The organism is Mycobacterium sp. 134, from assembly GCF_048282715.1.
Classification (GTDB): Bacteria; Actinomycetota; Actinomycetes; order Mycobacteriales; family Mycobacteriaceae; genus Mycobacterium; species Mycobacterium septicum.
In genome coordinates this window covers 3,498,445-3,522,825 of the sequence record NZ_JBLVUN010000008.1, presented here as the reverse complement: position 1 = coordinate 3,522,825, position 24,381 = coordinate 3,498,445, and the positions used below count along the sequence as shown (strand labels likewise).

General features: G+C 66.9%; 23 protein-coding genes and 1 pseudogene. 13 read left to right on the top strand and 11 right to left on the bottom strand.

What is annotated here, in order from left to right; all coding sequences use genetic code 11:
- Nucleotides 1-54: 54 nt before the first annotated feature.
- The 6 genes from ACNQVK_RS21530 to tkt all read right to left on the bottom strand — a co-directional run bounded on the left by ACNQVK_RS21530 (nucleotide 55) and on the right by tkt (nucleotide 7,066).
- Nucleotides 55-432, bottom strand: a complete 378-nt coding sequence (locus tag ACNQVK_RS21530; protein ID WP_044518257.1) for a hypothetical protein — start codon at nucleotides 430-432, stop codon at nucleotides 55-57.
- A gap of 214 nt (nucleotides 433-646) precedes the next feature.
- Nucleotides 647-1,354 (bottom strand): 6-phosphogluconolactonase, encoded by a 708-nt coding sequence (gene pgl / locus ACNQVK_RS21525; RefSeq protein ID WP_418031117.1) that lies wholly within the window; start codon nucleotides 1,352-1,354, stop codon nucleotides 647-649.
- Entirely contained in the window at nucleotides 1,347-2,258 is a 912-nt protein-coding gene (opcA, locus tag ACNQVK_RS21520; RefSeq protein ID WP_044518261.1) for a glucose-6-phosphate dehydrogenase assembly protein OpcA, read from the bottom strand. Before opcA ends, pgl begins: the two co-directional genes overlap by 8 nt.
- On the bottom strand, nucleotides 2,258-3,805 hold the full coding sequence (gene zwf / locus ACNQVK_RS21515) for a glucose-6-phosphate dehydrogenase (protein ID WP_418031115.1): 1,548 nt from the start codon (nucleotides 3,803-3,805) through the stop codon (nucleotides 2,258-2,260). Before zwf ends, opcA begins: the two co-directional genes overlap by 1 nt.
- A gap of 28 nt (nucleotides 3,806-3,833) precedes the next feature.
- Nucleotides 3,834-4,949, bottom strand: a complete 1,116-nt coding sequence (gene tal / locus ACNQVK_RS21510; RefSeq protein ID WP_418031114.1) for a transaldolase — start codon at nucleotides 4,947-4,949, stop codon at nucleotides 3,834-3,836.
- 26 nt (nucleotides 4,950-4,975) lie between these two features.
- Nucleotides 4,976-7,066 (bottom strand): transketolase, encoded by a 2,091-nt coding sequence (gene tkt / locus ACNQVK_RS21505; protein WP_418034254.1) that lies wholly within the window; start codon nucleotides 7,064-7,066, stop codon nucleotides 4,976-4,978.
- Nucleotides 7,067-7,300: 234 nt separating this feature from the next.
- Between tkt and ACNQVK_RS21500 the strand changes: the two genes are divergently transcribed.
- Nucleotides 7,301-8,233, top strand: a complete 933-nt coding sequence (locus ACNQVK_RS21500) for a heme o synthase (protein ID WP_418031113.1) — start codon at nucleotides 7,301-7,303, stop codon at nucleotides 8,231-8,233.
- A 72-nt stretch (nucleotides 8,234-8,305) separates the two neighbouring features.
- Entirely contained in the window at nucleotides 8,306-9,235 is a 930-nt protein-coding gene (locus ACNQVK_RS21495) for a DUF1254 domain-containing protein (RefSeq protein WP_418034253.1), read from the top strand.
- A gap of 91 nt (nucleotides 9,236-9,326) precedes the next feature.
- Here ACNQVK_RS21495 and ACNQVK_RS21490 read toward each other — a convergent pair whose 3' ends face one another.
- On the bottom strand, nucleotides 9,327-10,301 hold the full coding sequence (locus ACNQVK_RS21490) for a quinone oxidoreductase family protein (protein WP_418034252.1): 975 nt from the start codon (nucleotides 10,299-10,301) through the stop codon (nucleotides 9,327-9,329).
- 32 nt (nucleotides 10,302-10,333) lie between these two features.
- Between ACNQVK_RS21490 and ACNQVK_RS21485 the strand changes: the two genes are divergently transcribed.
- Entirely contained in the window at nucleotides 10,334-11,272 is a 939-nt protein-coding gene (locus tag ACNQVK_RS21485; protein ID WP_418031112.1) for an ATP-grasp domain-containing protein, read from the top strand.
- Nucleotides 11,273-11,331: 59 nt separating this feature from the next.
- Nucleotides 11,332-12,135, top strand: a complete 804-nt coding sequence (locus ACNQVK_RS21480; RefSeq protein WP_418031111.1) for an SDR family NAD(P)-dependent oxidoreductase — start codon at nucleotides 11,332-11,334, stop codon at nucleotides 12,133-12,135.
- A 16-nt stretch (nucleotides 12,136-12,151) separates the two neighbouring features.
- Here ACNQVK_RS21480 and ACNQVK_RS21475 read toward each other — a convergent pair whose 3' ends face one another.
- The 4 genes and pseudogenes from ACNQVK_RS21475 to mptB form a co-directional block, all read right to left on the bottom strand.
- Nucleotides 12,152-13,054 (bottom strand): COX15/CtaA family protein, encoded by a 903-nt coding sequence (locus ACNQVK_RS21475; protein ID WP_418034251.1) that lies wholly within the window; start codon nucleotides 13,052-13,054, stop codon nucleotides 12,152-12,154.
- Between the two features lie 98 nt (nucleotides 13,055-13,152).
- Nucleotides 13,153-13,933, bottom strand: a pseudogene (locus ACNQVK_RS21470) (ABC transporter permease).
- Nucleotides 13,930-14,868, bottom strand: a complete 939-nt coding sequence (locus ACNQVK_RS21465) for an ABC transporter ATP-binding protein (protein ID WP_418034250.1) — start codon at nucleotides 14,866-14,868, stop codon at nucleotides 13,930-13,932. The pseudogene ACNQVK_RS21470 and the gene ACNQVK_RS21465 overlap by 4 nt, the downstream one beginning before the upstream one ends.
- Nucleotides 14,859-16,535: a polyprenol phosphomannose-dependent alpha 1,6 mannosyltransferase MptB gene (gene mptB / locus ACNQVK_RS21460; RefSeq protein WP_418031110.1), complete on the bottom strand. Its 1,677-nt coding sequence runs from the start codon at nucleotides 16,533-16,535 to the stop codon at nucleotides 14,859-14,861. Before mptB ends, ACNQVK_RS21465 begins: the two co-directional genes overlap by 10 nt.
- Before the next feature lie 116 nt (nucleotides 16,536-16,651).
- Between mptB and ACNQVK_RS21455 the strand changes: the two genes are divergently transcribed.
- The 9 genes from ACNQVK_RS21455 to ACNQVK_RS21415 all read left to right on the top strand — a co-directional run bounded on the left by ACNQVK_RS21455 (nucleotide 16,652) and on the right by ACNQVK_RS21415 (nucleotide 24,319).
- A complete protein-coding gene (locus tag ACNQVK_RS21455) occupies nucleotides 16,652-17,476 on the top strand; it encodes a helix-turn-helix transcriptional regulator (protein ID WP_418031109.1) in 825 nt (274 codons plus the stop codon).
- Nucleotides 17,473-18,903 (top strand): Fe-S cluster assembly protein SufB, encoded by a 1,431-nt coding sequence (sufB, locus tag ACNQVK_RS21450; protein WP_276125525.1) that lies wholly within the window; start codon nucleotides 17,473-17,475, stop codon nucleotides 18,901-18,903. The genes ACNQVK_RS21455 and sufB overlap by 4 nt, the downstream gene beginning before the upstream one ends.
- A complete protein-coding gene (gene sufD, locus ACNQVK_RS21445) occupies nucleotides 18,904-20,082 on the top strand; it encodes a Fe-S cluster assembly protein SufD (protein ID WP_418031108.1) in 1,179 nt (392 codons plus the stop codon).
- 2 nt (nucleotides 20,083-20,084) lie between these two features.
- A complete protein-coding gene (sufC, locus tag ACNQVK_RS21440) occupies nucleotides 20,085-20,858 on the top strand; it encodes a Fe-S cluster assembly ATPase SufC (protein WP_418031107.1) in 774 nt (257 codons plus the stop codon).
- A gap of 1 nt (nucleotide 20,859) precedes the next feature.
- The gene (locus ACNQVK_RS21435; protein ID WP_418031106.1) at nucleotides 20,860-22,116 is read left to right on the top strand and encodes a cysteine desulfurase; all 1,257 of its coding nucleotides are present in this window, start codon (nucleotides 20,860-20,862) and stop codon (nucleotides 22,114-22,116) included.
- Nucleotides 22,117-22,118: 2 nt separating this feature from the next.
- Nucleotides 22,119-22,571, top strand: a complete 453-nt coding sequence (sufU, locus tag ACNQVK_RS21430; protein WP_210741441.1) for a Fe-S cluster assembly sulfur transfer protein SufU — start codon at nucleotides 22,119-22,121, stop codon at nucleotides 22,569-22,571.
- Nucleotides 22,568-22,948: a metal-sulfur cluster assembly factor gene (locus ACNQVK_RS21425; protein ID WP_418031105.1), complete on the top strand. Its 381-nt coding sequence runs from the start codon at nucleotides 22,568-22,570 to the stop codon at nucleotides 22,946-22,948. The genes sufU and ACNQVK_RS21425 overlap by 4 nt, the downstream gene beginning before the upstream one ends.
- A 28-nt stretch (nucleotides 22,949-22,976) precedes the next feature.
- Nucleotides 22,977-23,504: a hypothetical protein gene (locus ACNQVK_RS21420; protein ID WP_418031103.1), complete on the top strand. Its 528-nt coding sequence runs from the start codon at nucleotides 22,977-22,979 to the stop codon at nucleotides 23,502-23,504.
- A gap of 128 nt (nucleotides 23,505-23,632) precedes the next feature.
- The gene (locus ACNQVK_RS21415) at nucleotides 23,633-24,319 is read left to right on the top strand and encodes a heme peroxidase (RefSeq protein ID WP_418031102.1); all 687 of its coding nucleotides are present in this window, start codon (nucleotides 23,633-23,635) and stop codon (nucleotides 24,317-24,319) included.
- Nucleotides 24,320-24,381: the final 62 nt, after the last annotated feature.

Below are 24,381 nucleotides of genomic sequence, written 5' to 3'. Positions count from 1 at the left end.
CGAATCCGGCACCCATGACGACCACTGTAACCGAGGGCGTCGAGTGGGCCGGTTCTAGAGAAAGGATCGATCGCGGATTGCCTTGACGATGCCGCGCACGGCGGTTTCGGTGGCTGCCAGCGGTGACATCACCGCTTCGCCGATCCCGACGATGACTTCGACGCGGTCCACGATCGACTCGAGGCGTTCGACCACGCCGATGAGGCGCGGCGCGAGCTCGTCGATTCGGGTGATGGTGTCGTTGAACCGGTCCAGGGTCGCATCCAGGCCGCCGGTCGACTTGTTGAGGTCGACCAGAGTGGTGCTGAGATCGGTGAGCAGGGTGTCGACCTGCTCCACGGTCATGTCGGCGTTGAGCGCGGCCTGCGTCAGTGTCCGAATTCTCTGCCGCCCGGAATTCGGGCGGGTGCGGCCGTCGCCTTTGTCTGCCATGCCGACAGTATGGCCGGAAAGGAACCAAACATGGACGAACTGCGTCTGAATGGCTGTGCGGCAATTCTGCGAACACCGAGCCCGATCGGCCGTGGCGGCCGATCGGGTCACACGCAACCATCAAGTGGCCGAATACCTGGCCGGCTACGCCGAGGCTTTGGCGGATTCGACGAGCGAGCGGCGCGGTGGTGCCGCGGATGACTAGACGGTCGACTCAGAGCTTGCCGGCGGCGGCCTCGTCGAGCAGCCAGATGGTCTTCTCCTGACCGATGGCGCCGGCAGCGGGAATGTCGACCGGATCCGCACCGCCGACCGCGGCGGCGACCGCTTCGGCCTTCGCCTCCCCGGACACCACCAGCCAGACCTCGCGGGACCGTTGAATCGCGGGCAGGGTCAGGGTGATCCGGCGCGGCGGTGGCTTGGGGGAGTCGGTCACCGCGACCACCAGTCGGGTGGTCTCCCGCACCGCCGGGGTGTCCGGGAACAACGAGTTGATGTGTCCTTCGCCACCCATGCCCAGCAGATGCACGTCGAACTGTGCCGGCAGCTCCTTTTCGTATGCGGCGGCGGCATCGTCGATGGCGTCGCCGAACAAGCCGTCGCTGGTGGCCATCCGGTGCACATTCGCCGGCGGAATGTTGATGCTCTCCAACAGCGCGTCATGTGCTTGCTGGTCATTACGCTCGGCGTCGCCCTGGGGCACGTAGCGATCGTCACCCCAGTACAGCTGCACGTTCGACCATTCGATCTCGGCGCCGGCGACATGTCGCAGCAGTGCGATGCCGACCGTGCCGCCGGTCAGCACGATGTTCGCCGTGCCGCGGGTGGCGATGGCCGAAGTGATCGCACCGACCAGCCTCGCACCTGCCGCCTTCGCCAATTCGCCTGCGTCGGTGTAGGTCTCGATGATGCGTTCAGACATAGCTCACCTTGTCGATGCCCGTGAGGGCGTCGTAGTAGATTTCGTCGGCGTCGAGGCGGCGTAGATCCTCGGCCAGGCACTCCTTGGCCTCGCGGCGGGCCAGCGGCACCAACGCATCCGGCTTGCCGGTACGGCTCAGTACGGCGGTGACGCCGGTCTGCGGACGTGCCAGGGTCACGGTTTCACTGGGTCTGGTCAGCTCGACCTTCAATTCGCCCGTCGTCCGGGTCACTGGCCCGTCGATTCGGTTGGCCAACCAGCCGGCCAGGATGTCAAGTGCCGGTTCGTCCTTGAGCCCGGACACCAGTGCGGACGTGATGGGTTCGTGCGGCGGCTGGTCGATCGCCGCGGCCAGCAATGCGCGCCAATAGGTGACGCGGCTCCAGGCCAGATCGGTGTCACCGGCCGTATAGCCGTTGAGCCTGCTCTTGATGCAGGCCAATGGATCGGTGCCGTTGGTGGCGTCGGTGATCCGGCGAATCGCCAACTTGCCCAACGGATCCTTTGCGGGGACGGCAGGCGCGAGGTCGGGCCACCAGGTCACCACGGGGGTGTCGGGCAGCAGGAACGGCGTCACCACACTGCTGGCGTGGTTGGCCAGCGGACCGGACAGACGCAACACCACCACCTCGTTCGCGCCGGCGTCGCGGCCCACCCGCAGCTGGGCATCCAGCCGGGCCTCGGTGGTCAGTCGGTCCCCGGGAATGACCACGATCACGCGGCACGGATGCTCACGGCTGGCCCAGTTGGCCGCCTCGATCGACTCCTCGAGCACCGATTCGGTGTCGGGGGCGATGACCAGGGTCAGCACCCGACCGAGGGTGATCGCACCGCCCTCCTCGCGCAGAGCGACGATCTTCTTGTTGATCGCCCCGGTATTGGTCTCGGGCAGATCGACGATCATTAGGGTCGCCTCCATTCCCGGCCCGACCGGCGCAGCATCTCGAACGCCGAATCGGGGCCCCACGTTCCGGACTCGTACGAATCGGGCTTACCGTGCGTCGCCCAGTACTCCAGTGCGGGATCCAGGATCTTCCAGCACAATTCGACCTCGGCATTGACCGGGAACAGCGATGGCTCGCCCAGCAGTACATCGAGGATCAGGCGTTCGTATGCTTCCGGTGACTCCTCGGCGAAGGCCGAGCCGTAGGAGAAGTCCATGCTGACATCGCGGACTTCCATGATGTGGCCGGGAACCTTGGACCCGAACCGCAGGGTGATTCCTTCGTCGGGTTGTACCCGGATCACGAGTGCGTTCTGGCCGAGCTCGTCGGTCATCGTGGCATCGAAGGGCAGGTGTGGCGCGCGCTTGAACAACAGTGCGATCTCGGTGACTCTGCGGCCCAAGCGTTTTCCGGTGCGCAGATAGAACGGCACACCGGCCCAGCGCCGGGTGTCCACATCCAGGGTGATGGCTGCGAACGTCTCAGTGGTCGATGTCTTCGAGAAGCCTTCCTCGTCCAGCAGCCCGACGACCTTCTCGCCGCCCTGCCAGCCGGCGGCGTACTGCCCGCGGGAACTGGTCTCGTCCAGCGGCTCGGCGAGCCGGGTCGCCGAAAGGACCTTGATCTTCTCGGCTTGCAGCTCGGCGGGGGAGAAGCTCACCGGCTCCTCCATCGCCGTCAGCGCCAGCAGCTGCAGCAGGTGGTTCTGGATGACGTCCCGGGCGGCACCGACACCGTCGTAGTAGCCGCCGCGCCCACCGAGCCCGATGTCCTCGGCCATCGTGATCTGCACACTGTCGACATAGTGCGAGTTCAACACCGGCTCGAACATCTCGTTGGCGAAGCGCAGCGCCAGGAGGTTCTGAACGGTCTCCTTGCCCAGGTAGTGGTCGATGCGGAACACCGACGACTCCGGGAACACGCTGTTGACCACAGCGTTGAGTTCCTCGGCGCTCTTGAGGTCGTGACCGAACGGCTTCTCGATGACCACCCGGCTCCAGCTGCCCTCCGGCTTGTCGGCCAGCCCGGATTTCGACAGTTGCTCGCAGACCTGAGGGAATGCCTTCGGCGGGATCGACAGGTAGAAAGCATGATTGCCGCTGGTGCCGCGTTCGACGTCGAGTTTGTGCAGGGTCTCCTTGAGGCGTTCGAACGAGGCGTCATCGTCGAAAGTGCCCTGTACGAACCGGAACCCCTCCGCCAGGCGATCCCAGACCTCCTGGCGGAAGGGCGTGCGGGCGTGCTGTTTGACCGCGTCGAAGACGATCTTGCCGAAATCCTCATCCGCCCAATCGCGGCGAGCGAAGCCCACCAGCGCGAAGCTGGGTGGCAGCAAGCCGCGATTGGCCAGGTCGTAGATGGCCGGCATCAGCTTCTTGCGGGCCAGGTCACCCGTGACGCCGAAGATCACCACCGCACAGGGCCCCGCGATGCGGGGCATGCGCTTGTCGCGCTTGTCCCGCAACGGGTTACGCCAGGCGGTCGTGTCGGCGCCGGCCGGGCTCATCGTCGTCCTCGGCTCTTCGCGCAGGCGCTCATCGCGTGGCGGCGTCGAGTTGGCCCTGTGTTGCGTCGAGCAGTTCCTGCCACGACTTCTCGAACTTGTCCACACCCTCGTCCTCGAGCACCTTGAAGACATCGACCAGGTCGATGCCGACGGCGCTGAGACTGTCGAAGACTTCCTGCGATGCCGCCGCAGTCCCGGTGATGGTGTCACCGGTGATCTTGCCGTGGTCGGCGACCGCTTCCAGCGTCTTCTCCGGCAGGGTGTTCACCGTGTGCGGTGCGACCAACTCGGTGACGTAGAGCGTGTCCGAGTAGTCCGGGTTCTTGACGCCGGTGGACGCCCACAGCACGCGCTGCACGCGGGCGCCGTCACCCTTGAGCGCCGCGAAGCGCTCGCCGCCGAAGACTTCCTCGTAGGCCGCGTAGGCCAGGCGCGAGTTGGCCACACCGGCCTTGCCGCGCAGTGCCAACGCGTCTTCGGAACCGATCTTCTCTAGCCGGTTGTCGATCTCGGTGTCCACGCGGGACACGAAGAACGAGGCGACCGAGTGGATCTTGGACAGATCGTGGCCGGCTTCGCGGGCCTTCTCCAGTCCGTCCAGGTAGGCATCCATCACCGCGCGGTGCCGCTCGACCGAGAAGATCAGCGTGACGTTGACCGAGATGCCCTCTGCGATCACCGCGGTGATCGCGGGCAACCCGGCAAGCGTCGCGGGAATCTTGATCAACAGGTTGGGCCGGTCGACGATCTTCCACAGCTCGATCGCCTGCAGGATCGTCTTGTCGGTGTCGTGGGCCAGCCGCGGGTCGACCTCGATCGACACCCGGCCGTCGACACCCTCGGAGGCCTCGTACTGCTTGGCCAGGACGTCGCAGGCGTTGCGGACGTCGTCGGTGGTGACGGTGCGGATGGTGGCGTCGACGTCGGCGCCCCGCTCGGCGAGTTCCTTGACCTGAGCGTCGTAGGCGGTGCCCTTCGACAGCGCAGCCTGGAAGATCGACGGGTTGGTGGTCACACCCACGACGCTGCGGGTATTGATGAGCTCCGTCAGGTTTCCTGATTGCAACCGCTCGCGCGACAGATCGTCGAGCCAGACGGACACACCCGCGGCACTCAGCGCCGCGAGATTCGGGTTCTGAGTCATATTCGCCTTCTCCTGCCAGTCGTCTGTCAGTTGTCTAGGGATCGTTCCGCCGCGGCCGCCACGGCCTCGGGGGTGAAACCGAACTCACGGAACAGCGTCTTGTCGTCGGCCGAGGCGCCGTAGTGCTCGATCGAGACGATCTCGCCGGTGTCGCCGACCAGCTTGTACCAACTCTGCGCCACTCCGGCCTCGACCGCCACCCGGGCCGAAACCGCAGGCGGCAGCACCGAATCGCGGTACTCCTTGGGCTGCGATTCGAACCATTCGACACACGGCATCGACACCACGCTGGCGGTGATCTCCTTGTCCGCCAACAGCTTCTGCGCTGCGACGGCGAGCTGGAGCTCGGAACCCGTGGCGATGATCACCACGTCGGGGTTCTCGTCGGGGGCGCCGCCGAGCACATAGCCACCGCGGGCCACGCCTTCGGCGCTGGTGCCCTCGATCACCGGGACCCCCTGACGGGTCAGGATCAAGCCGACCGGTCCGGTGCTGGCGGTGCGCTCCAGCACGGTCTTCCAGGCGTAGGCGGTCTCGTTCGGATCACCCGGACGGACCACCGACAGGTTCGGGATCGCGCGCAGCGCCGCCAGGTGCTCGATCGGCTGGTGCGTCGGGCCGTCCTCGCCGAGGCCGATCGAATCATGCGTCCAGACGTAGACCGGATCGATGTTCATCAATGAGGCCAAACGCACGGCGGGCCGCATGTAATCCGAGAACTGGAGGAACGTTCCGCCGTACGGGCGGGTCGGGCCATGCAGCACGATGCCGGACAGGATGGCGCCCATCGCATGCTCGCGGATACCGAAGTGCAGGGTGCGGCCGTACCAGGTCGCATTCCAGTCCTCGGTCGAGATCGACGGAGGCCCAAACGAATTCGCGCCCTTGATGGTGGTGTTGTTGCTGCCGGCCAGGTCGGCCGAACCGCCCCACAGCTCGGGCAGCGTCTGGCCGACGGCGGCCAGCACGGCACCCGAGGCGGCACGGGTGGCCACCGGCTTGGAATCGAGCTCCCAGTGCGGCAGGTCGGCGTCCCAGCCCTCGGGGAGCTTCTGTGCCTGCAGCCGGTCCAGCAGCTCCTTGCGCTCGGGCTCGCGCTCGGCCCAGGCATCGAAGGTCACCTGCCAGTCGGCGTGCGCCTTCTTGCCGCGGTTCACCAGCTCACGGGTGTGGGCGATGACGTCGTCGCGCACGTCGAAGCTCTTGTCGGGGTCGAAGCCGAGGATCTTCTTGGTCGCTGCCACCTCGTCGGCGCCCAGGGCCGACCCGTGCACGCCACCGGTGTTCATCTTGGTGGGGGCGGGGTAGCCGATGATGGTCCGCAGCGCGATGAACGAGGGCTTGTCGGTGACCTTCTTGGCCTCGGCGATCGCCTGTTCGATCCCCACGACGTTCTCGCCGCCCTCGACCTCCTGGACGTGCCAGCCGTAGGCGCGGTAGCGCGCGGGCACATCCTCGCTCAGCGCGATGTCGGTGTTGTGCTCGATGGAGATCTTGTTGTCATCCCAGAACACGATGAGATTGCCGAGCTGCTGGGTGCCCGCGAGCGACGACGCCTCGCTGGTGACGCCCTCCTCCATGTCGCCGTCCGAGGCCACCACATAGATGTAGTGGTCGAACGGGCTCTCGCCCGGTGCGGTGTCGGGATCGAACAGGCCACGCTCGTAACGAGCGGCCATCGCCATTCCGACCGCCGACGCCAGCCCCTGGCCGAGCGGACCGGTGGTGATCTCCACACCCTTGGTGTGGTGGTACTCGGGATGGCCCGGGGTCAGCGAACCCCAGGTGCGCAGCGCCTCGATGTCGGCCAGCTCCAGGCCGAACCCGCCGAGGTAGAGCTGCAGGTAAAGGGTCAGGCTGGAATGCCCGCAGGACAGTACGAAACGGTCCCGGCCGATCCACTCGGTGTCGCTGGGATCGTGGCGCAGCTGCCGCTGGAACAGCGTGTAGGCGAGGGGAGCCAGGCTCATCGCTGTTCCCGGGTGGCCGTTGCCGACCTTCTGCACCGCGTCAGCCGCGAGCACCCGGACGGTGTCGACCGCAACGCTGTCGACTTCGGTCCAGTCATCTGGGTGGTTGGGCTGGGTGAGAGCGGTGATCTCTTCGGCGGTGGTCACTAAGCTCACTTCCTCGTCTTCTATCTGCCGGCACGTGCGCGCGCAGTTGCCATGCTGCTACCTCAAACACCCTAGTGGGGCCGACTCATCCGATGCAGACTGGTTCTCACACCGATACCCCGTCGTTTACCCCGTTGTCGCCCGGAACAGACCCTGCGGTGCCGAGCTGTTCGGGCGGCGGTCTACCATCGTCTGTAGTAGAAGCCGCGTGACGCCACCCGAGGAGTTATTTGCGTGAGCATTCGCGAGCGCCGGCTCATCAATGGGGCGCCGAGCCGAATACGATCCACCATCCTGTCGTATTTGGCGTTGACCAAGCCGCGTGTGATCGAGTTGTTGCTGGTCACCACCATCCCGGCGATGTTGCTGGCAGACCGGGGCACTGTTGACCCGCTGCTGATCCTGAACACGTTGGTGGGCGGCATGCTGGCCGCGGCCGGAGCCAACACCCTCAACTGTGTGGCCGACGCCGACATCGACAAGGTGATGAAGCGCACCGCTCGCCGCCCGCTGGCCCAGGCCTCGGTCCCGACGCGGCACGCACTGCTCTTCGGTCTGGTGCTCTCGGTCACCTCGTTCTGCTGGCTGACCTGGACGTCGAATCTGCTGTCGGGTGTGCTGGCAGTGGCCACCATCGCGTTCTACGTTTTCGTCTACACGTTGCTGCTCAAGCGCCGCACCTCGCAGAACGTGGTGTGGGGCGGGGCGGCCGGTTGCATGCCGGTGATGATCGGCTGGTCCGCGGTGACCGGCACCATCCAGTGGCCGGCATTGGTGATGTTCCTGATCATCTTCTTTTGGACTCCGCCGCACACCTGGGCGCTGGCGATGCGCTACAAGGACGATTACAAGGCGGCCGGGGTGCCGATGCTGCCCGCCGTGGCCACCGAGCGCCAGGTCACCCGCCAGATCCTGATCTACACCTGGCTCACGGTCATCACCACGCTGGTGCTCGCGCTGGCCACCGGATGGCTCTACGGCGCCGTCGCGCTGCTTGCGGGCGCCTGGTTCCTGGTGATGGCCCACCAGCTCTACTCCGGGGTCAAGCGTGGCGAGCCGGTGAAGCCGCTGCGGTTGTTCCTGCAGTCGAACAACTACCTCGCCGTGGTGTTCTGCGCCCTGGCCATCGACTCGGCGCTCGCGCTGCCGACACTCTTCGGTCACTAGGCGCCATCGCTTAGCCGGTCCAGCCGCCTCCGGCACCGTTGGTGTGGCAGCGTTGTGGGCATGACCGAACTGGTGAGCCCCGACAACTTCGCGCGCGCCGAATCCGACCTGTACTTCGCAAGTGCGGTCAAGGACGGCGGTTTCGGTAAGTTCTTCCACAACCGCGAACTGACCCCGATCGACCACCAGATCGTCATCCGGCAGAACCGGGACACGCTGTACTCCGCGGCGGTGTTCGATCTCGACGGCGGTCCCGTGACCATCACGCTGCCCGAGAGCGGGGACCGGTTCATGTCGCTGCAGGTCATCAGCGAGGACCACTACACCACCAACATCGCCTATTCGCCGGCCGAGGTGACGTTCAGCCGCGACTCCGTCGACACCCGTTTTGCGATCGTGGCGGTGCGCACCCTTGTCGATCCGGGCGATACCGCTGACCTGGCCGCGGTGCACGCCCTGCAGGACGCGATCACCGTCGCGCAGGCCGTGCCGGGATTCTTCGAGGTCCCGCAGTGGGATCCGGTCAGCCAGAAGACGGTTCGCGATGCGCTCATCACGTTGTCAACCACACTCAAGGACACCAACCGGATGTTCGGCCCCAAGTACGAAGTGGAGCCGGTCCGGCATCTGATCGGCTCGGCGTTCGCCTGGGGCGGCAACCCCGCGCGCGACGCGCTCTATCTCACAGTGGTGCCGGCCGGGAACGACGGCTCCACCGTGCACCGCCTGACCGTGAAAGACGTCCCGGTGGACGGGTTCTGGTCGGTGACCGTCTACAACAAGGACGGCTATTTCACCGCGAACCCGCAGAACGCCTACTCGCTGAACAACATCACCGCGGTCAAGGACGACGACGGCTCCACCACCGTGCAGTTCGGTGGCAGCGGCGCGACCAACGTGCTGCCGATCACCGAGGGCTGGAACTACATCGTGCGGCTGTACCGGCCGAGGCCCGAGATCCTCGACGGGTCGTGGACGTTCCCCGACGCGCAGCCCGTCTAGGGGCGCGACTCACCCGAGATCATCAATATGGTCGAAAATTTGGTCCGGAAACGACCATAGTGATGATCTCGCGGGCTCAGAGCCGGCCGGGCTAGGGCACCAGCACGATCGAGCCGACGGTCTTGCGGCCCTGCAGGTCGGTGTGGGCCTGGGCCGCATCGGCCAGCGGGTAACGGCCACCGACGGTGATGGTGATGGATCCGTCTGCGATGGCATTGATCAGTTCTCCCGCACGCCAGGAGAATTCATCGGGCGTGCGGGTGTGGTGGGCCAGCGTCGGACGGGTCAGGAACACCGAGCCGGCCGCGTTGAGGCGCTGCGGATCCACCGGCGGCACCGGCCCGCTGGCCGCACCGAACAGAGCCAGCGTGCCGCGCACCGCGAGGCTGGCCAGGCTGGCGTCGAACGTCGACGCACCGACCCCGTCATAGACGGCGGCCACTCCCGCCCCGCCGGTGAGATCGCGGATCTTGTCGCCGAACTCGGCCGGATCCTCCGGATACTCGAGTACCTCGATCGCGCCGGCGTGCCGGGACAGTTCGGCCTTCTCCGGCGTCGAGGCCGTCGTGATCACCCGGGTGCCCATGCTGGTGGCCCACTGGGTGAGGATCAGGCCGACGCCGCCGGCGCCCGCATGCACCAGCACGGTGTCGCTCGGCTGCACGGCATAGGTGGATTTGATCAGGTAGTGCGCGGTCATGCCTTTCAGCAGCGCCGACGCGATGGCGTCGGGTGCCACGCCGTCGGGCACATACGCGACGAAATCAGCTGGGGCGACACAGAAGTCGGCGTAGGCGCCGGTGGCATTCGCGGTCACCACGCGGTCACCGACGGCCAGCGCCGCCACATCGTCGCCGACCGCTGCGACGGTGCCGCACACCTCGGACCCGACGATGAACGGGACCTCCCGCGGATACAGCCCGGATCGGAAGTAGGTGTCGATGAAGTTGACGCCGACCGCCTCGGCCTTGATCAGTACCTCGCCGGGACCCGGGGAGGGCTCGGGCCGCTCGACGTAGCTCAGGACTTCGGGTCCGCCGGTCTCGGCAACTTCGATGGCATACACGCCATCCATCATCCACACCTATCATCGCGAGGGTGAAGCTCGCCCGTCCGGATGTGTTCCATCCCCGCATCGTGCTGGCCGGTTGCGCCGCATTGCCCGAGGGCGACGGCGACGACGCCGGCCTGCTCATGGCGCTGCGCAACCGCGGGCTGCACGCGCGCTGGCTGCCCTGGGACGACCCGGCCACCCTCGATGCCGATCTGGTGATCCTGCGGGCCACCTGGGACTACACCGAGCGTCTCGACGAGTTCCTCACCTGGACGCGGTCGGTGCCCCACCTGATCAACTCGGCGCAGATCGTCGAGTGGAACACCGACAAGCGTTACCTCGACGATCTGCACCGCATGGGGGTGCCGGTGGTGCCGACCGGATATTTCGCGGTCGGCGACAAGGTCAGCGTGCCCGACGGCGAAGTCGTGGTGAAGCCCGCGGTGGGGGCCGGCTCGACCGGGGCACAGCGGTTCGTCGATGCCTCGGAGGCCCTGGCCCACGCGGCAGCGCTGCACGCCGACGGCCGTGCCGTGTTGGTGCAGCCCTACGATCCGCGGATCGCCGACGGCGAGACCGCTCTGGTGTTCCTGGGTGGTCAGGAATCCCACGCGTTCACCAAGGGACCGATCCTGCCGCCGGCCGGGCAGTCACCCGAATTCGAGGAGACCGGCACCTATGCCCAGGAGTCGCTGTCGCCGGCGGATCCCGATGACGAGGTCTGGGAGGTCGGCCGCCTGACGGTTGACGCGGTGATCCGGCGGTTCGACCTTGAGCCCGAGGACCTGGTGTACGCCCGGGTCGACGTGATCGGCGGTCCGGAGGATCCCCGGCTACTGGAGCTGGAACTGGTCGAGCCGGGACTGGGATTCCGGCAGCTAGATCAGACCGCGCGCGAGCGTGCCGAGCGCCGGTTCGCGGTCGGCGTGGAGGGCGCCCTGGAGCGGTTCGGGCTGGGCCCGCTGTCACACCGGGGATTCTGAGTAGCAGTAGGTCAGCGATTTCGGCGAACCGGTTGACCGAGCCGCTCTAGAGTCGGCCGGTGCATACCTTTGAGGGGCGCGGCGCCGTGGTCACCGGCGGGGCCAGCGGTATCGGCTTGGCGACGGCGCGCCAATTCGCCGCGCGGGGAGCCCGGATTGTGCTCGCCGACCACGACGAAACGGCGCTCGGTCGAGCCGTCGCGCAACTGCGGTCCGAAGGGCACGACGCTCATGGCGTGCCGTGCGATGTCCGCGAACTCGACCAGGTGACTCATCTCGCCGACGAGGCCTTCCGGCTGCTGGGCGCCGTCCACGTGGTGTTCAACAACGCCGGTGTGGCTGTCGACGGGCCGATCGCACAGATGACCCACGACGACTGGCATTTCGTCCTCGACGTCGACCTGTGGGGGCCGGTTCACGGTGTCGAGGCATTTCTGCCCCGACTGATCGAACAGGGCCAGGGCGGGCATCTCTTGTTCACCGCGTCCTTCGCCGGTCTGGTCCCCAACGTCGGCCTCGGCGCGTATTGCGTGGCCAAGTACGGTGTGGTCGCGCTGGCCGAGGTGCTGGCCCGCGAGGTCGACAGCAATGGCATCGGGGTTTCGGTCTTGTGCCCGATGATGGTGGGCACCAACCTTCTTGCCACGTCGGCGCGAGCGCGCGGGGAAGCGGTCGAGGATCAACTGATCGCCGGCACCGACGTTCTCGACGTCGACGAGGTGGCCCGGCTCACCGCCGAGGCGGTGCTTGCCGACCGGCTGTACGTGCTGTCGCACGAAGCGTCACGAACTTCTATCCGCCGAAGATTCGACCGCATCGACGCGACGTTCGACGCGCAGACCGCCGCCGGGTGGAACCACTGACGAGGATGCCGCCGGACTAGTCGCCGGCCTCGACCCGCTCACGCATCGAGGCCCACAACGCCGCGGTGGCCGCGGTGCAGGTGGCCGCACCGGCGACGTGGACGGCGACCAGGACCGCGGGAACACCGGTGTAGAACTGCACGATGCCGACGAGTCCCTGGGTGCACACCAGCACCACCAGAACTGCGAGCCGGACCATGACCGGGCGTGGGGCGCGCACCGCGGCGAGACCGAATCCCAGCGCGACGATCAGCGACAGGTAGGCGACCAACAGCGACGAATGCATGTGCACCAGCGTGGTGATCTCGACCTGCAGGCGCGGCACCACGCGATCGAGGCTCTTGTCGCCGGCATGAGGGCCGGCCCCGGTCACCAGAGTTCCCGTCACCAGGACTGCGGCCAGGAGGACAGCGCTCAGGACGGCCAGCTGCCGCAACGGTTTCGGCACGGTTTCCGTCGGCGCACCGGTGTCGGGCTGCCCGATCTTGACGAACAGCAGAACCGCGAGCCACACCATCGCCATGGACGCCAGCAGGTGAATGGCCACGGTCCACCACAGCAGGCCCGTCCGCACCGTGATGCCGCCGATGATGGCCTGGACCACGGTGGAGGCCGGCATCAGCCAGGCGTAGATCAACACCTCGCGGCGGCGACGGGCGCGGGTCACGGCCAGGACCGCGGCGATGGCCGTCAACACCACCAGGAAGGTGATCATCCGGTTGCCGAACTCGACCACCTGGTGCACGACGGCGACTTCGGCGTGCGGTACGGGCGTGAAGCTGCCCGGGAAGCACTGGGGCCAGGTGGGGCAGCCAAGGCCGGACGCGGTGACCCGGACGATCGCCCCGGTGACCGAGATACCGCCCTGGGTGAGGATCACCAGGAACGCGACCAGGCGCTGAACCCGCAGACTCGGCATGGGCAGCAGATCGACCAGTCGCTGGAAAGCTGTTCCGCCGGGCACGGCCTGATCGTAGTTGATCAGGAACTACAGCCCGTAGTAGGGCTGGTTTGGGGTCAGGTGAACCGGAACCAGCGCAGCGCGCAGATCGCCGCGACGGCACCCCACACCACCAGTACGGCCACGCCGAACCAGTCCATCGACACCGTCATCGCCTGGGTGAGGGATTCGGTGAGGGCGCCCGATGGCGTCAACCGGGCAGCCCAGCGCAGCGCGGACGGAACCGGGCCGCCTTCCAGCGTCAGTGCGCCGAGGCCGGCGAACACGAACCACAGCAGGTTCGCCAGCGCCAGCACGATCTCGGCCTTCAGGGTGCCGCCGAGCAGCAGCCCCAACGCCGCGAACGTGGCGGTGCCCAGCGCGATGATCACCGCGCCCAGCGCCAGACCTGCCGGTGAAGGCCGCCAGCCCAGTGCAAAACCTATGGCGCCCAACAGGATTGCCTGCAAGAACACGACGGTCACCACGGCCAGCGACTTGCCGGCGATGATGCCCCACACCGGCAGTGCGGTGGCGCCGAGCCGTTTCAGGGCGCCGTACCGGCGGTCGAAGGCCACCGCGATGGCCTGCCCGGTGAACGCCGTGGAGATCAGGGCCAGCGCCATGATGGCCGGGGTGAAGGTCGCCGCCCGATTGTCACCGAACGAGCCCAGCGGCAGCAGTGTCATCCCGACCAGCAGTGTGATCGGGATGAACATCGTCAGCAGCAGCTGTTCGCCGTTGCGCAGCAACAACTTCAGTTCCAGCCCGAACTGGGCGGCCAGCATGGCCGGCACCTTGGCCGGCGGGGTCCGGGGAGAAGGTGCCCGGGGCGAATCTGTTCGGAGCACTCGTCATGACCGCAGCTCCCGTCCTGTCAGGTCGAGGAATACATCTTCGAGGCTGCGCTGCTCCACCCGCATATCCGTGGCGAGCACGTCGAGCCGGGCGCACCACGCCGTCACGGTGGCCAGCACCTGCGGATCGATGTGACCCTCGACCAGGTACTCGCCGGGAGCGGTCTCGGTGGCCTTGTAGTTCTCCGGCAGGGCCGCGGTCAGCAGGGACAGGTCGAGCTTGCGCGGCGCGCTGAATCGCAGCTGGTTCTCGGCGCCGCTGCGGGTCAGCTCGGCCGGTGTGCCGGTGGCGACCGCAACGCCGTGATCGATGATGACGATCCGGTCGGCGAGTTCTTCGGCCTCGGTGAGATGGTGGGTGGTCAGCACTACGGTGACACCGTCACGGCGCAGCGCATCGATCAACTCCCACACCACAATTCGGGCGTGGGCGTCCATCCCGGCGGTGGGCTCGTCGAGGAACACCAACTCGGGGCGACCCACCACGGCGCAGGCCAGTGCCAGACGTTGTTGCTGGCCGCCCGACAAACGCCGGTAGGTGGTGCGGGCGGATTCGGTCAGGCCGAGGGTGTCCATCAACCAGGCCGGGTCGAGGGGATCGGCGGCGTAGGAGGCGACCAAATTGAGCATCTCGCCGGCCTTCGCCGCGGGGTACCCGCCGCCGCCCTGCAGCATCACACCGATCCGCTCACGCAGCTGGGCGTTGTCGGCAACGGGATCCAGGCCGAGGATCTCGACCCGGCCGCCGTCGGGGCGGATGAACCCCTCGCACATCTCGACGGTGGTGGTCTTGCCCGCGCCGTTGGGGCCGAGCAGGGCGAGCACCTCGGCGCGTTGCACGTCGAGGTCGAGGTTGGCGACCGCTGTTGTCGATCCGTAGCGCTTGATGACGCCGCGGAGCAGCACCGGATGTTCAGAACGCGAGGTCACGGGGATTCAGCGTAGGCGTCGGGGGACTGCGTGCGTGCCGGCGGTGGGCTTGTGTCCGTCTGACGTGACGCGCGCCACGGTAGCCGGCGCCACGTCAGCCCGATCAGGATCAGCACGATCAGCGCGCTGGCCAGCGTCGCCATCACGATCTGGAACAACGTGAACCGGTCGCCGTTGGCCGTCGGACCGAAGATGCCGACGACCAGGGTGATGGCGATCGTGGATCCGCGGAACCCTGGCCGGGTTGCCCACGCGGCCAACGGGATCACCGCCCACAGCAGATACCACGGTTGCACCACGGGGAACAGCAGGATCGTGCCGCCGAGGGCGACGCCCAGGCCGCCCACGGCATGCAGGCGGCCGCGCATCACCGCCAGCAGCAGCCAGCTGACCAGGATCGCGATCAAGAAGACGCCGATGGCGCGGGTCAGGGCCAGCACCGCGGTGGTGTGGTCACCGAGACCCAACAGGATGCCGACCTGGCCGGTGCCCAGGGCCAGCAATGTCGGTGGTGACATCCAGCTGCGCACGACGTTGGCCGTGCCCAGGGTGCCCAGCCAGCCGAACCCCAGCCCGCTGGCCCAGCCGATCAGGGCCATCACGGCCAGGGACACCGTGCCGAGCGGGACACTCGCCACGAAGAACGCCTTGATCGTGCCGCCCAGACGCCAGGCCAGGGCCATCGCGACGAATCCCAGTGCCAGTAGCGACGGCAGCTTGACCTGGGAGGACAGGGTGATCAGCACAGTCCCGAGCAGCAGCATCGCCGCGGGATACCAGTGCTCCCAGTCTTCGCGGGTATGTGGCCAGGTCAGCGGCCGCGGGATCAGGGGCGCGGCCGCGTCGATGCCGCGCAGCGCGAACTCCGTGCCGGCCAGCATCAGCCCGAGCATCAGCGCCTCGTTGTGGATCCCCGCCACCAGGTGCATGAACAGCAGGGGATTACAGGCGCCCAGCCACAGCGCGCTGACCTCGGCGACGCCGCAGCGCCGGGCCAGCCGCGGCGTCGCCCACACGATCAGCCCGACACCGAGCAGCACCACGACGCGGTGGCACAGCACGGCGGCGACGATGTTCTCTCCGGTCAGCGCAGAGATGCTCTCGCCGATCCACAGGAAGAGCGGCCCGTACGGGGCCGGGGTCTCGCGCCACAGACTGGGCACCGACAACGTGAACACGTGATCGAGGCCGAGGCCGGTCGCCGGGCCGACTTTGTAGGGGTTGAGACCGATGTACCCGATCTCGCTCTGGGCCAGGTACGAGTAGACGTCCTTGCTGTACATCGGCGGCGCGATCAGCAGGGGGATGGCCCACAGCAACAGCGTGCGGTCGAGCTGGCTGCGCGACATCCGCCGGGGGCCGAGGGCGAAGCGTCCCAGCATGAGCCAGGCCAGCGCCATCATCACCGCACCGGTGGTGGTCATCGTCAGCGACACGGTCTGGATGCGGGAGGGCAGGTTGAGCAGCCGCACCCCGAAGGTGGGGTCCTGCACGACGGGGCGGGCTCCCGCACCGAGGGCGCCGATCGCCATCAGGACGGTTCCGGTGGCCCCGAACAGCCGGGTACGGCGCTGCGCGATGACCTCGGAGGCGTTGAGTGGGGACCCGACGGTCCGTTCGTCGCCGTGCCACCGGGCGATCGATGAGCTGAAGGTCGACAGGCGGCTTGCCATCAGGGCAGCGTAACCGTCGACGGAGGCGGTCCTCGCCAGGCAACGGTGGCCCAGGTCACGTAAGGGTGCCCTTGCTAGAACCCTGCGTGGAATTCCGTCACAATGGTGTTGTGAAAATGCGTCGTACGGCTGCGGGCTCTGCTTCGAGCCCAGCTTCGGTCAGTGTGCCGAAGCCGGTCAACGACGTGGTGCCGGCCTCCGACGGGCATACCCGGAGGGCGATCATCCACCTGTTGCTCGAAGGCCCCATCACGGCCGGGCAGATCGGTGAGCGGCTCGGAATCTCGGCTGCCGGCGTCCGTCGTCACCTCGATGCCCTGATCGAGGCCGGCGATGCGCAGGCCAGTGCCGCCGCCGCGTGGGAGCACAACGGCCGGGGTCGCCCGGCCAAACGCTACCGGCTGACCGCTGCGGGGCGCGCCAAACTCGGCCACACCTACGACGACCTCGCGGTCGCCGCGATTCGGCAACTGCGTGAGATCGGTGGCAAGGATGCCGTGCGGACTTTCGCGCGGCGCCGGGTGGACACCATCCTGGCCGGGGTCACCGAGGGGTCCGGCGGAGTCGCCGAGACCGCCCAGCGTGTCGCCGACGCGCTCACCCGGGCCGGGTACGCCACCACCACGACACCGGTGGACGGCCCGATCCACGGGGTGCAGATCTGCCAGCATCACTGTCCGGTATCGCATGTCGCCGAGGAGTTCCCGGAGTTGTGCGAGACGGAGAGCGAGGCGTTCGCCGAGATTCTGGGCACCCACGTACAGCGCCTGGCCACCATCGTCAACGGTGACTGCGCCTGCACCACTCACGTTCCACTCGACGCGGACAGCGTCGAGACCGAAGCAAGTACAGACAGTGCGACCAAGGTTCGGGGCACAGCCCGCGCCCGGACGACCGCAGTGACAAGCCAAACAGCGAGCAAGCAAGGAGCGGCGACATGACCATCACGCCCGAAACGCCATTGACCCAGGAAGAGACCATCGCGTCACTGGGCAACTACGGCTACGGCTGGTCGGACTCGGATGTCGCAGGCGCGAGTGCGCAGCGCGGCCTGTCCGAAGCCGTCGTGCGTGACATCTCGGCCAAGAAGAACGAGCCGGAATGGATGCTCGACGTCCGGCTGAAGGCGTTGCGCACCTTCGACAAGAAGCCCATGCCGCACTGGGGTTCCAACCTCGAGGGCATCGACTTCGACAACATCAAGTACTTCGTGCGGTCCAGTGAGAAGCAGGCCGCGTCCTGGGAGGAACTGCCCGAGGACATCAAGAACACCTATGACCGCCTCGGCATCCCGGAGGCCGAGAAGCAGCGCCTGGTGGCCGGCGTCGCCGCGCAGTACGAGTCGGAGGTGGTCTACCACTCGATCCGCGAGGACCTCGAGGCCCAGGGCGTCATCTTCCTGGACACCGACACCGGTCTGAAGGAACATCCCGAACTGTTCAAGAAGTACTTCGGCACCGTGATCCCGGCCGGCGACAACAAGTTCTCGGCCCTGAACACCGCGGTGTGGTCGGGTGGCTCGTTCATCTACGTGCCGCCGGGTGTGCACGTCGACATCCCGCTGCAGGCGTACTTCCGGATCAACACCGAGAACATGGGCCAGTTCGAGCGGACGCTGATCATCGCCGACGAGGGCTCCTACGTGCACTACGTCGAGGGTTGTACCGCTCCGATCTACAAGTCGGATTCGCTGCACTCCGCAGTCGTCGAGATCGTCGTCAAGCCCGGTGCCCGGGTGCGTTACACCACGATCCAGAACTGGTCGAACAACGTCTACAACCTGGTCACCAAGCGGGCCCGGGCCGAGGCCGGCGCCACCATGGAGTGGATCGACGGCAACATCGGTTCCAAGGTCACGATGAAGTACCCGGCCGTCTGGATGACCGGCGAGCACGCCAAGGGCGAGGTGCTCTCGGTGGCGTTCGCCGGTGAGGGTCAGCACCAGGACACCGGTGCCAAGATGCTGCACCTGGCTCCGCACACGTCGTCCAACATCGTGTCCAAGTCGGTGGCCCGTGGCGGTGGCCGCGCGTCCTACCGTGGCCTGGTGCAGGTCAACAAGGGTGCGCACGGCAGCAAGTCGAGCGTGAAATGCGATGCGCTGCTGGTCGATACGATCAGCCGCTCGGACACCTACCCGTACGTGGACATCCGCGAGGACGACGTCACGATGGGTCACGAGGCCACCGTGTCCAAGGTCAGCGAGGATCAGCTGTTCTACCTGATGAGCCGCGGCCTGACCGAGGACGAGGCGATGGCGATGGTGGTGCGCGGCTTCGTCGAGCCCATCGCCAAGGAACTGCCCATGGAATACGCGCTCGAGCTCAACCGGCTGATCGAGCTGCAAATGGAAGGCGCGGTCGGTTAAGTGACACAGAATCTGACTGAAGCGGTCGAAGGGGTCGCCGCCAACAAGGGCGAGTTGTTCGCATCGTTCGACGTCAACGCCTTCGAGGTGCCCGGCGGTCGCGACGAGCTGTGGCGGTTCACCCCGCTCAAGCGGCTTCGCGGCCTGCACGACGGCTCTGCTGTCGCGAACGGCAGTGCCGGCATCACCGTGACCGAGCGGACCGGCGTGACCGTGGAGACCGTCGGCCGGGACGACAAGCGTCTCGGCGAGGGTGGTGTGCCCACCGATCGTGTTGCGGCCCAAGCCTACTCGTCGTTCGAGACGGCGACCGTGGTGACGGTCAAGCGCGATACCGAGGTGGCCGAGCCCATCGAGATCGTCGTGGACGGACCCGGTGTGGACACCGTGGGCTACGGACACCTGCAGATCCGGGTGGAAGAGCTCTCGCGTGCCATTGTGGTTGTCGACCTGCGCGGCAGCGGAACCTACGCCGACAACGTCGAGATCATCGTCGGCGATTCGGCCGGCCTCGGATTGATCTGGATCGCCGACTGGGCCGACGACATGGTGCATGTCAGCGCCCACCACGCCAAGCTCGGCAAGGACGCGGTGCTCGGACACGTCAACGTCACCCTCGGTGGCGACGTGGTGCGTACCGCGGCCACCGTGCGGTTCACCGGACCCGGCGGTGACGCCAAGATGCTCGGCACCTACTTCGCCGACGACGGTCAGTTCTTCGAGTCGCGGCTGCTGGTCGACCACGCTCAGCCGCACTGTAAGTCCGACGTCCTCTACAAGGGCGCGTTGCAGGGTGATCCGGATTCCAGCAAGCCCGACGCGCACACGGTGTGGATCGGCGACGTGCTGATCCGGGCCGAGGCCACCGGTACCGACACCTTCGAGGTGAACCGCAACCTGGTGCTCACCGACGGTGCCCGCGCCGATTCGGTACCCAACCTCGAAATCGAGACCGGCGAGATCGTCGGTGCCGGGCACGCCAGTGCCACCGGGCGTTTCGACGATGAGCAGTTGTTCTACCTGCGCGCCCGCGGCATCCCCGAGGATCAGGCCCGACGTCTGGTCGTGCGCGGATTCTTCAACGAGATCATCGCCAAGATCGCCGTACCCGAGGTACGTGAGCGCCTGACCGCAGCCATTGAAAAAGAACTAGCCATCACTGAATCGAGAACTTCGTAGTCATGACCACTCTGGAAATCAAGGACCTGCACGTCTCGGTCAACGCCGCCGAAGGCGCCGAGAACACCGAGATCCCGATCCTCAAGGGTGTCGACCTCACCGTGAAGTCGGGGGAGACCCACGCGGTGATGGGCCCCAACGGCTCGGGCAAGTCGACGCTGTCGTACGCCATCGCCGGACACCCGAAGTACACCGTCACCTCCGGTTCGATCACGCTCGACGGACAGGACGTCCTCGAGATGAGCATCGACGAACGGGCCCGGGCGGGTCTGTTCCTGGCCATGCAGTACCCGGTCGAGGTGCCCGGGGTGTCGATGTCGAACTTCCTGCGGACCGCGGCCACCGCGGTCCGAGGCGAAGCGCCGAAGCTGCGCCACTGGGTCAAGGAAGTCAAGGCCGCGATGGACCAGCTGGAGATCGACCCCGCGTTCGGTGAGCGCAGCGTCAACGAGGGCTTCTCCGGTGGCGAGAAGAAGCGCCACGAGATCCTGCAGCTGGATCTGCTCAAGCCGAAGATCGCGATCCTCGACGAGACCGACTCTGGCCTGGACGTCGACGCGCTGCGCATCGTGAGCGAGGGCGTCAACCGCTACGCCGAGGCCGAGCACGGCGGCATCCTGCTGATCACCCACTACACCCGGATCCTGCGCTACATCCGTCCGCAGTTCGTGCACGTGTTCGTCGGCGGTCGCATCGTGGAATCGGGCGGGCCGGAACTCGCCGACGAGCTCGAAGAGAACGGATACGTGCGCTTCACCCAAGCTGTCGGGGCCTGACATGACCACCTCGGCGACGACATTGGACCAAGCCGGGCTGGCCAGGATCAGAGCTGATTTCCCGATTCTGAGCCGGGTGATGCGCGGCGGAAAACAGCTGGCGTACCTGGATTCCGGTGCGACGTCGCAGAAGCCGCTACAGGTCCTCGACGCCGAACGGGAGTTCCTCACCACCTCCAACGGTGCGGTGCACCGCGGCGCGCACCAGCTGATGGAAGAGGCCACCGACGCCTACGAGCAGGGCCGTGCGGACATCGCGGCGTTCGTCGGTGCCGAGCCCGATGAACTGGTGTTCACCAAGAACGCCACCGAGTCGATCAACCTGGTGTCGTATGTGCTGGGGGACAAGCGGTTCGAGCATGCGGTCGGCCCCGGCGACGTCATCGTCACCACCGAGCTGGAACACCACGCGAACCTGATCCCTTGGCAGGAACTGGCCCAGCGCACCGGTGCGACGCTTCGCTGGTACGGCGTCACCGACGACGGCCGTATCGATCTCGATTCGCTGGAACTCGACGAGCGGGTGAAAGTGGTGGCGTTCAGCCATCATTCGAACGTCACTGGCGCGGTGGCCCCGGTGGGCGAGTTGGTGTCGCGGGCCAAGGCGGTCGGTGCACTGACCGTGCTGGACGCGTGCCAGTCGGTACCGCACCAGCCGGTCGACTTCCATGCCCTCGATGTCGATTTCGCGGCTTTCTCGGGTCACAAGATGCTCGGGCCCACGGGTATCGGCGTGCTCTACGGCCGGCAGCAACTGCTGAACTCGATGCCGCCGTTCATCACGGGCGGTTCGATGATCGAGACCGTCACGATGGAACAGACCACGTATGCGCCGGCCCCGCAGCGTTTCGAGGCAGGCACCCCGATGACCTCGCAGGTGGTCGGATTGGCCGCTGCCGCACGGTATTTGAGCGACATCGAGATGGACGCGGTCGAGGCGCACGAGGCGGAATTGGTGGCGGCCGCCCTGGCCGGTCTGGCAGGCCTGCCACAAGTCCGCATCATCGGACCGACGACGACAGAGCACCGCGGATCGCCGGTCAGTTTCGTGGTCGACGGGATCCACGCCCACGATGTCGGGCAGGTGCTCGACGACGAGGGCGTCGCGGTACGCGTCGGGCACCACTGCGCCTGGCCGCTGCACCGCCACTTCGGCATCGCCGCGACGGCTCGTGCGTCGTTCGCGGTGTACAACACACTCGACGAGGTGGATCGACTGGTGGCCGGCATCAAGCGTGCCGTGGAGTTCTTCTCGTGAAAATGGAACAGATGTACCAGGAAGTGATCCTGGACCACTACAAGCATCCGCATCACCGCGGACTGCGGGAGCCCTTCGCTGCCGAGGTGCATCACGTCAACCCGACCTGCGGGGACGAGGTGACGTTGCGGGTCGCACTCTCCGACGATGCGGAAACGGTCGCCGACATCTCGTATGACGGCCAGGGCTGCTCGATCAGTCAGGCCGCCACTTCTGTGCTCACCGATCAGGTCATCGGCCTGAGCGTCGGCGACGCACTCAAGACGGTCGAGGCGTTCACCGAGATGATTTCCTCACGCGGCAACGTCGAGGGGGACGAAGATGTACTCGGTGACGGCATCGCGTTCGCCGGTGTCGCCAAATATCCGGCGCGGGTGAAGTGTGCGCTGCTGGGTTGGATGGCTTTTAAGGATGCGCTGGTGCAGGCCAGCGACGACGTGGAGGACAAACGATGAGTGACGTACCGGCCGATACGAGCGCAGCGAGCGGGGAAGTTGCCGGGGCCTCAGAGGAACTGCTGGCCGACGTCGAGGAGGCCATGCGTGACGTGGTGGATCCCGAGCTGGGCATCAACGTCGTCGACCTCGGGCTGGTCTACGGACTCAACGTCGAGCAGGGCGACGAGGGCGCGGTCGCGCTGATCGACATGACACTCACCTCGGCGGCCTGTCCGCTGACCGACGTGATCGAGGACCAGTCGCGTACCGCGTTGGTGGGTGCGGGGCTGGTCAACGAGATCAAGATCAACTGGGTCTGGAACCCGCCGTGGGGCCCGGACAAGATCACCGACGATGGGCGCGAGCAGTTGCGCGCTCTCGGTTTCACGGTCTAGATCCCGACAGACACCGCACAATGACCGTGTGATCACGGTCCCAGCGTTCGTCTGGCGTAGCGGCTTCGCGGGTCGGGCGCTGATCGTCGGCGCCGGTGTGGGTTTCGTGCTGGGTGCGCTCGCCTGGCTGGACTCCGGGTTCTGGGTCTCGGCCGTGCTGGTCCTTGTCATCGTCGGCACGTTCTACGGCATCTGGATGGCGCGCCGGATGGCCCGGTACTGGCCCATGTCGCAGCAGTTGACCGGAGCCGACCGCGTTGCGGTCGTGCGCGCTGCCCGCGCCGGTCGGCGCATCGAGGATCCACGACTGGCTGACCCCGCTCGCGACTACGGCCGCGGAGTGCACGAGGCGGCAGAGACGGCTCGCCCGTTTCGCTGGCTGCTGCCGTTGGTGCTCGTCGTCGCCTTGGCAAGCGCGTTGTGGGACGCCGTATTCGGATCGGTCGGCAATGCCGTGGTGTCGGTCATCTACTTGGCGGCACTGGCGGTCGAACTCTTTTGGTGGCCGAGGCGGCAGGCGCAACTGCTGGCCAACGTCGACCGAGCATGCCGCTAGAGCAAGAACCAACCCTGTGGATAACTCCCGATTCTGAGCCGATCCCGGGCTGGGTTTCTCGGCCTGCGTCTTTAGCTTTCGGCGCAATGGGGACGGATGGCGTTCCCACGTAACCGGAAGGCACCACGATGAGCACCGAAGCTGAACGACTGCACGCGGCCTGCGAACGCGATCTCGGCGGCCCGGCGGGCTGGCCGGACCCCACCGCTTATCCAAATGCGTTGGCGCTGTGCATCATTGACGCGATCTATGTCACGGGAGCGCGTCATCTGACCGTCGAGCGGATCGTGGAGCGGTATCGCGGTCACCGGGCCGGGCAAGGAGGCGACGCCGACTCCGACGGCGCCCGGGAATTGCTGGCGAGCATCCACGGCCTCGGCGGACCGCGGCAGTGGGCGTCCCAGGTCGGCAACCGTCGCCCGACCTCCACCGCCAAAGGTGCGCCGCTGCGGTCGGTCGCACTCCTCGCAGCCGCCCAAGCCCTTGTCGAACTGGGCATCCGGACGGCCGAGGACCTCCGTACGGCCGCCCAGGACGACGATCGCCGCGCCGCGGCCAAGGCCGCGTGGTGCGCGGTGCCGGGGCAGCAGTCAGGTTTCACATGGGGCTACCTGGTGACGCTCGCGCAGGTCCCCGGCGTCACGGTGGACCGGGCGGTGGAGGGCTACGTCGCCCGCGAGGCGGGTGCGGCCGCGCCCGCTGCCACGCTGCTGCGCGCGGTGTCGGAATCCGCGGGCTGGGAGAACGCTGCCCTTCACCACGCGATCTGGCGATTCGAGTCGGGACGCCCGTACCAACGGGAAGTGCCGGCCTGACGGTCGGCGGGCGCGGGTCGCTTTCGGCGGCCCGCGCCCGCCGAAAGCCTGCTGCCAGTTCA